The sequence below is a fragment of the Streptomyces sp. NPDC002156 genome, from assembly GCF_053593675.1.
In genome coordinates this window covers 1-7,143 of sequence record NZ_JBSFDA010000289.1, presented here as the reverse complement: position 1 = coordinate 7,143, position 7,143 = coordinate 1, and the positions used below count along the sequence as shown (strand labels likewise).

Here is a 7,143-nt window from a genome sequence, read left to right as displayed (position 1 = left end):
GGGGGGTGGTGGTGGGTGGGGGGGGGGGGGGGGCCCCCCCCCCCAAGGGATGGGACGGGTAGGGGCGGCGGGGGCGAGGAAAAACCTGAAGGGGCCGCCCGCACCACGGATGGCGGGCGGCCCCTTCGGGCTCAAGCAGGGGTGAATCAGTGGACGGAGGTCAGGAAGCCTTGGCCTCTGTCTTCTCTTCCGTCTTCTTCGCGGCAGCGACCGGCGCCGGCTTCGCAGCCTCGTAGAACTCCTCACGAGGAGTCTCCAGCGCCCCCAGCGCCACAACCTCACGCTTCAGGAACATCGCCAGCGTCCAGTCCGCGAACACCCGGATCTTCCGGTTCCACGTCGGCATCGCCAGACCGTGATAGCCGCGGTGCATGTACCACGCCAGCCGGCCCTTGAGCTTGATCTTCACCTTGCCCATGACGATCATCGCGACGCCCTTGTGCAGGCCGAGCCCCGCGACAGCACCCTTGTTCGAGTGCGAGTACTCCTTCTGCGGGAAGCCCCGCATACCGGAGACCACGTTGTCGCCGAGCACCTTCGCCTGCCGCAGCGCGTGCTGCGCGTTCGGCGGGCACCAGGCGTTCTCCACGCCGGCCTTGCGGGCGGCCACGTCCGGCACCTGGGCGTTGTCGCCCGCGGCCCAGATGTAGTCCGTACCCGTGACCTGAAGCGTCGGCTGCGCGTCCACGTGACCGCGCGGCCCCAGCGGCAGGCCGAAGCGCGAGAGAACCGGGTTGGGCTTGACGCCGGCCGTCCACACGATCGTGTTGGAGTCGACCTCGAGGCCGTTCTTGAGGACGACATGGCCGTCGACGCACGAGTCCATCGAAGTCGAAAGATAAATCTCGACCCCGCGGCTCTCCAGGTGCTCCTTGCCGTACTGGCCCAGCTTCGGGCCGACCTCGGGAAGGATCTTGTCGGCGGCGTCGACGAGCACGAACCGCATGTCCTCACGGGACACGCTGGGGTAGTACTTCGCCGCGTCGCGCGCCATGTCCTCGACCTCACCGATGGTCTCCGCACCCGCGAAGCCACCGCCGATGAAGACGAAGGTGAGCGCCTTGCGGCGGATCTCCTCGTCGGTCGTGGACTCGGCCTTGTCCAGCTGCTCGAGGACGTGGTTCCGCAGGCCGATGGCCTCCTCGATGCCCTTCATGCCGATGCCCTGTTCGGCGAGGCCGGGGATCGGGAAGGTGCGGGAGACCGCGCCCATGGCGATGACGAGGTAGTCGAAAGGCAGCTCGTACGCCTCACCCACGAGGGGGGCGATCGTGGCGACCTTGCGGTCCTGGTCGATGGTGGTGACCCGACCGGTGAGGACTTCCGCCTTGGGCAGCACACGTCGCAGCGGTACGACGACGTGGCGCGGCGAAATGCTGCCGGCGGCGGTTTCGGGGAGGAAGGGCTGGTAGGTCATGTACGACCGGGGGTCGACGACCGTGACGGTCGCCTCGCCGTAGCGCATCTTCTTGAGAATGCGCCGAGCTGCGTACAGGCCTACGTACCCACCGCCTACTACGAGGATCCTGGGACGCTCCGTGGTGCTCATGCCATCGAGTATCCACCCGGCCCAGGGGGGTCGCTCGTGAGCCCCTTCACAAGCATATGGACCCCCTCTGCTACACTGCGCGGCCCGCATGGCCGAGGCCATGTCGCGCGGGACGAACCAGCGGGCGGTACGCCCCGATGTCAATGCCGCGTGAACTGCCCTTCCGGGTCGCCGGAGTGACTGGACCAGCCTCCCGCCGCACCCACCGGAAACCCCGCCGAAACGCTCCCCCGAGCACGCTCCCGCCCCTGGTGAGCCCCCGAAAGGGCCCTGCGGAGCACGTTCGTCGCCCAACAGGGCCGAATTCCTTGTGAAGAACTTCACGAACTTTCCCGAGGGGGCGTCACCCGGGGGCCGCGAACAGCCCCACAAGTGCGCTCATACGTTATCCGACCTGCTCAGGAGAGGCCGACTCGGGGGTCTCGGGGGACTCGGCGAGGGCTCGGCGGGGGCTCAGCGGGGGGACTCGGCGGGGGCTCAGCACACGTTCCGATACGGCACGTCGGGGAGGTAGCTCTTCCAGTCGGCACGGGACAGCCCGCCGCCCGCCCGCTCGCACACGGTGGTGGCGACGTGCTCGGGATCGAGGTCGTAGGAACGGGAGCGGCGGTGGGTGCTCGCGGCGTACAAGGTGTCCCCGTCGGGACCGAAGGCCACGGACTGGACACGGCCGCCGAGGGCGGGGAACACCGTGGGCTGGAGATGGGGCGCCTCGGTCTGCCAGATCTGCAGCGTTCCGCCGGCGGTGCCCACGGCGAGGTACCGGGCGTCCGGCGAAAAGGCGACCGCCGTGACGAACTGGTCGTCGTCGTCGGGCGCGGAGCCGTCGCTGCCCGATCGCGGTGCCGAACCGTCGGGGACGGCCGGCAGGTTGGCCAGGCGTCGCCGGGCGTCCCCGTCCCAGATCGTGACCCCGCCCCGGCCGCCCACCGCCAGATAGCGTCCGTCGGAGCTGAAGACCACGGCCGACAGCGGGTCCGAGGCGTTGCGGTGGGTCACCCTGCCGGAGGGCAGGTCCACGTAGTCGCCGCCCGATGTGGCCAGCAGACGTCCGTCGGGCCTGACGGCCGGGACGTCCCGCACGCCGCTGAGCACCCTGGTCCTGGTCCGGCTGCGGACGTCCCACAGTTCGATCGTCCCGCTTCCCTTGATCCTGGAAGCCAGGAAGGTCTTCCCGTCCGGGCTGAGCCCGATGCCCTCCACCCCGGCCGGAAGGGCCAGCGAGGCGATCTGGCGGTGGGTGCGGGTGTCCCATACGTAGAAGGTGATCGTGGAGTAGCGGCCGGCCGGTGGCTCAGCACCGTAGGCGAACGTCCCTCCGTCGGCGCTGAACGCGGTGTGGTTCTCGCAGTTGGGGTCCGGCAGGCAGAACATCTGCGGGTTGGGCAGATCGGCGAGGACCTCTGCGGTCGCCGCGTCCAGGAGCTGGAAGCGGGTCGCGCCGTCGAGCCGTCGTACGGCGGCGAGGGTGCGGCCGTCCGGGCTGTAGGTGGCCGCCCGGACCGGGCCGACCGGGTAGGCGGAGTCCAGCGCCTCGTCGAGGGCCAGGGACGCCACCGAGATCCTGCGCTCCCAGCCGCGCGTCTCCAGGTACCGGATCCTGCGCCGGTCCAGGTCCAGCCTGAGCGCCGAGGTCCCGCCGAGATCGTAGGAGCCGGTGGAGCTGAGCGAGTGCCGGAGGACGGGAACGTCGGGGTCTGCGGTGCGCCACAGCAGGATCTCGTCGTCGTCCGCCACCGCGACGAACCCGCCGTCCGCCCCGAACGTCATGCGGGTGCGGGCGTCCTTCGGCCAGGAGTGCTCGATCCTCAGCCGCTGCTTTCCCGACGTCAGGTCCCAGGCGCGTACTCCGGAGCCGTCCGGGAAGTCGCCCACGACGGCGAGGGCACGGCTGTCCGGGGTGAACAGCAGCCGGCCCTCACGGGAATCGCCGGCCGCCGAACCGAACCCGTCCGATCGGCCCGGGCAGAGATCCCGGTTCGCGGTCGCCCACGGGATCGGCAGTCTCCGCCGTTCGACCGTGTCCCACACCTGCACCGGTCCGAGGCGCCGGCAGATCGCCAGCAGTCGTCCGTCGGGGCTGGCGACGGCGTCGGCGGACGACTCGTCCTTGAAGTTCTGTTCGAAGACCGCACGGCCGAGCGCGGTGTCCCACAGACGAAAGCGGATGCCGGACCGTCCGGCGTAGCGACTGGAGAGGAGTATCCGCGTGTCGGTGACGAACGAACCGGTCGTGCCGGCGGAGGAATCGTCGGCCGAGCCGATGCGGGCGCCGACCCGCCGGCCGGCGTCGATGTCCCACAGCCGCAGTCCGTCCTTCGTCCAGATCATGAGCGTGCCGCCGTCGGGACTGATGCCCTGGACACCGGGGAACTCCAGGTCCCCCGTGCCGGGGAACGAGCCGGTCCGCCGCCGCGTGGAGGTGTCCCAGCGTTCGACACGGTCGTCCGTGACCGTGGTCAGAACGCGCCCGTCGCGGCTGAGGAACCGCTGCACCGGGTCGTCATCGTCGTCGGCCGCGGCTGACCCCTCCCCAGGATCGAATCGGTCCAGCTCGGTCTGGGCGAACGAGTCGAGGAGGGCCGAGCGGCTGTCGGGCAGGTCGGCGAGCCCGTAGGCCGCCGCGCTGAGCCGCATGGCGGTCCTGGGGTCGGAGGAGCGGAGGCTGGCGGCCATCGCGGCGATACGGCGGGCCTCGGCCTGGAGCTGCTGCCGGGTACTGGCCGTGCTCTGGTTCCAGGCGGTCAGTCCCGCCACGACCGCGAGGGCGACGAGGATCGTCAGCGCCGTGGTCAGTCCGCGCAGCCGACGGCTCGTACGGGTGGCCTGGCGCTGTTCGTGCCGGCGGGCGTCGAGGCTCGCGGTGAGGAAGGCCCGCTCCAGCGGCGTGAGCGGATCGGGCTCGGCGACCGGCGTGAAGGCCTCCGTGGCCACGGTCAGCCGGGCCCCTCGGTACAGCACACCGGCGTCGCGGTCGAGCTGCTCCCAGGCGGTGGCGGCCTCGGTGAGCAGCCGGTGCCGGCGCAGCAGTTCGCGGTCGCTCTCGATCCAGCCGTTCAGCCGGGGCCAGGCGGTGATCAGCGCCTCGTGGGCGAGGTCGACGGTGTCGTCGTCGAGGGTGATCAGCCGGGCGCCGACCAGCCGGTCGAGCACGGTGGCGGCATCGGCGGCGAGTTCGGCACGGCGGGCGGGCCGGCTGGTGTCGTCGGTCCCCTCGCCCGGCGCGATCAGCCGCAGCATCACCTGCCGGGCCAGCGTGGCTTCGCGCACGGAGAGCCCGCTGTAACACTCCTCCGCGGTACGGGCGATGGCACCATGCACCCCACCAACGGCTTTGTACCCCTTGACGGTCAGCGCCCCGCCACGACGCCGTCGCCAGGTCTCCATCAGTGCGTGGGACATCAGCGGCAGCCCGCCGGGCTGGTCGGCTACGTCCGCGATGATCTGCGCGGTCAGTGCGCGCTCGACGACCAGGCCCTCGGCCGCGGCGGGCTTGACGATCGCCTCGCGCAGCTCGTCCACGCTCATCGGACCGACGAGCAGTCCGGCACCGCGCAGGGCGGCGGCGAGTTCACGGTGTTCGCCGCAACGGCCGTAGAAGTCCGCTCGTACGGCGATCACGACACGCAGCCGGCTGCCCGGCCGTACGGCGGTGAGCAGCATGTCGATGAAGCGGGCACGCTCGGCGGGTTCCCGGCAGAGGGTGAAGACCTCCTCGAACTGGTCGACGACGACCCAGGTGTCCCCGCCGCCGTCGACAGGGACCAGCGCACGGGCGTGCGTATGAGCGGGCCGCGCGCCCGGGGTGAGGATCCGGATGGCGGCAGGCCGCTCCCCGGCCCAGTCCCCACCCCGCAGCACCGGTATCAGCCCGGCCCGCAGCAAGGACGACTTCCCACTCCCGGAGGTACCCACGACGGCCACGAACCGACTGCCCAGCACCAGCTCCGCCAGATCGGCCACCAACTGGTCCCGCCCGAAGAAACACCCACTGTCCCCCGGCTCGAACCGCGCCAGCCCCCGATAGGGCGCCGCGCTCCCGTCCCCCTCGGGCACCTGCCCGGCAGCGTCCTCGGCGGCCCGCTGCCAGCGCCGCTCCCACTCCTCGGCATCCCCACCACAGGCGGACACGTACGCCAGAGCCACCGCCAGGGACGGAAGCCGCTCCCCCGCCGCGGCCTCGGACAGCGTCGCAGCCGTATACCCGGCCTGCGCGGCCATGGCCCGGTAGGTGGTCCCCCCGGCCTCCCGCCGCAACTCCCGCAACGCGAAGGCGAACCGCTCGACCGGCCCACCCTCCGGATCCAACGGCCTCTCAGGGCGCCCCATCCGGCTTCCCTCCCGTACGAAGACGACGCCGTTCGAACCCCTCGATCGGCCGACGCACCGGAGTCCCCGCCCTGATGTCCCACGCTCCCTCCCCTGTTGGGAACGTGGGACACCACCCCCGATGCACCTCAAGTCCAGTCGCCGGAAGGTTGATTGGCAGCCCCGATCCGGCCCACCAATCAATTCACGGACCTGCGGCTACCGCCAGATCAGGCGATGCTCCAGGCGATTCCGTCCAGAATGTCGTGCTCGCTCACCACGACCTCCGTCGCCCCGATCCGCTCCATGATCGAGAGCAGTACGAGCGCCCCCGCGCCGATCACATCCACGCGCCCCGGATGCATGGACGGAATCGCGGCCCGCTCGGCATGAGTGGACCGAAGAAGCGTCTCGGTGATCTCGCGGACGCGGTCGTAGGAGACCCGGGAGTGGTGGATGGCCTCGGAGTCGTACTCGGGGAGGTTCTGCGCGATCGCCGACACCGTGGTGACGGACCCGGCCAGCCCGACGAGCGTGCGCGCCTCGCCCAGCGGGACGCTCTGCTCCGCCAGATCGAGGGCGGCCTCGATGTCGGCGCGAACGGCAGCGACTTCCGCCTCCCCCGGCGGATCCACGACGTGCCCGTCCCGCACGAGATGCCGCTCGGTCATCCGTACGCACCCGATGTCCACGGACCGCGCCCCGCGCACGTGGTCGTCGCCGACCACGAACTCGGTCGAGCCGCCGCCGATGTCCACGACGAGGTAGGGCTTGGCGAGGTCGTCGCGCCCCGTCAGTTCCTTGGTGGCGCCGGTGAAGGAGAACTCGGCCTCCTGGTCGCCCGAGATCACCTCGGGCTCGACACCCAGGATGTCCAGCACCCCCCGTACGAACTCGTCCCGGTTCTCCGCGTCCCGGGAGGCGGACGTCGCGACGAACCGCAGCCGCTCGGCACCGTGCTCCTTGATGACGGCGGCGTACTCCCGACAGGCCGCGAAGGTCCGCTCCAACGCCTCGGGGGCGAGACGTCCCGTGCGGTCGACCCCCTGCCCGAGCCGAACGATGGTCATCCGCCGGTCCAGCTCGACGAGTTCACCGGTCTCCGGGTCCGCGTCGGCGACGAGGAGCCGGATCGAGTTCGTACCGCAGTCGATGGCGGCGACGCGAGTCATGGGCGGGTCCTTCGGGTTGGTGTTTCAGCCCGTCCGGCGTTTGAGGACGAGCGCGTTCAGCGCGACCTGTGCCCCTGGCGCTCCGCAGCCTCCGGGTGCCCCCGGCGTGCCCGG

The 7,143-nt window shown here is 71.0% G+C and carries 3 protein-coding genes; all 3 read right to left on the bottom strand.

What is annotated here, in order from left to right; translation table 11 throughout:
- Positions 1-160 precede the first annotated feature (160 nt).
- On the bottom strand, positions 161-1,549 hold the full coding sequence (locus ACWCRB_RS48165; RefSeq protein WP_389352842.1) for an NAD(P)/FAD-dependent oxidoreductase: 1,389 nt from the start codon (positions 1,547-1,549) through the stop codon (positions 161-163).
- Positions 1,550-2,026: 477 nt separating this feature from the next.
- The gene (locus tag ACWCRB_RS48160; RefSeq protein WP_451002118.1) at positions 2,027-5,878 is read right to left on the bottom strand and encodes an nSTAND1 domain-containing NTPase; all 3,852 of its coding nucleotides are present in this window, start codon (positions 5,876-5,878) and stop codon (positions 2,027-2,029) included.
- A 209-nt stretch (positions 5,879-6,087) separates the two neighbouring features.
- A complete protein-coding gene (locus ACWCRB_RS48155; protein ID WP_451002117.1) occupies positions 6,088-7,029 on the bottom strand; it encodes a Ppx/GppA phosphatase family protein in 942 nt (313 codons plus the stop codon).
- Positions 7,030-7,143 lie beyond the last annotated feature (114 nt).

Bases quoted from the DNA above. Each gene is read 5' to 3' on its own strand.
- ACWCRB_RS48165 (WP_389352842.1), bottom strand. From the start codon at position 1,549: ATGAGCACCACGGAGCGTCCCAGGATCCTCGTAGTAGGCGGTGGGTAC.
- ACWCRB_RS48155 (WP_451002117.1), bottom strand. From the start codon at position 7,029: ATGACTCGCGTCGCCGCCATCGACTGCGGTACGAACTCGATCCGGCTC.
- ACWCRB_RS48160 (WP_451002118.1), bottom strand. From the start codon at position 5,878: ATGGGGCGCCCTGAGAGGCCGTTGGATCCGGAGGGTGGGCCGGTCGAG.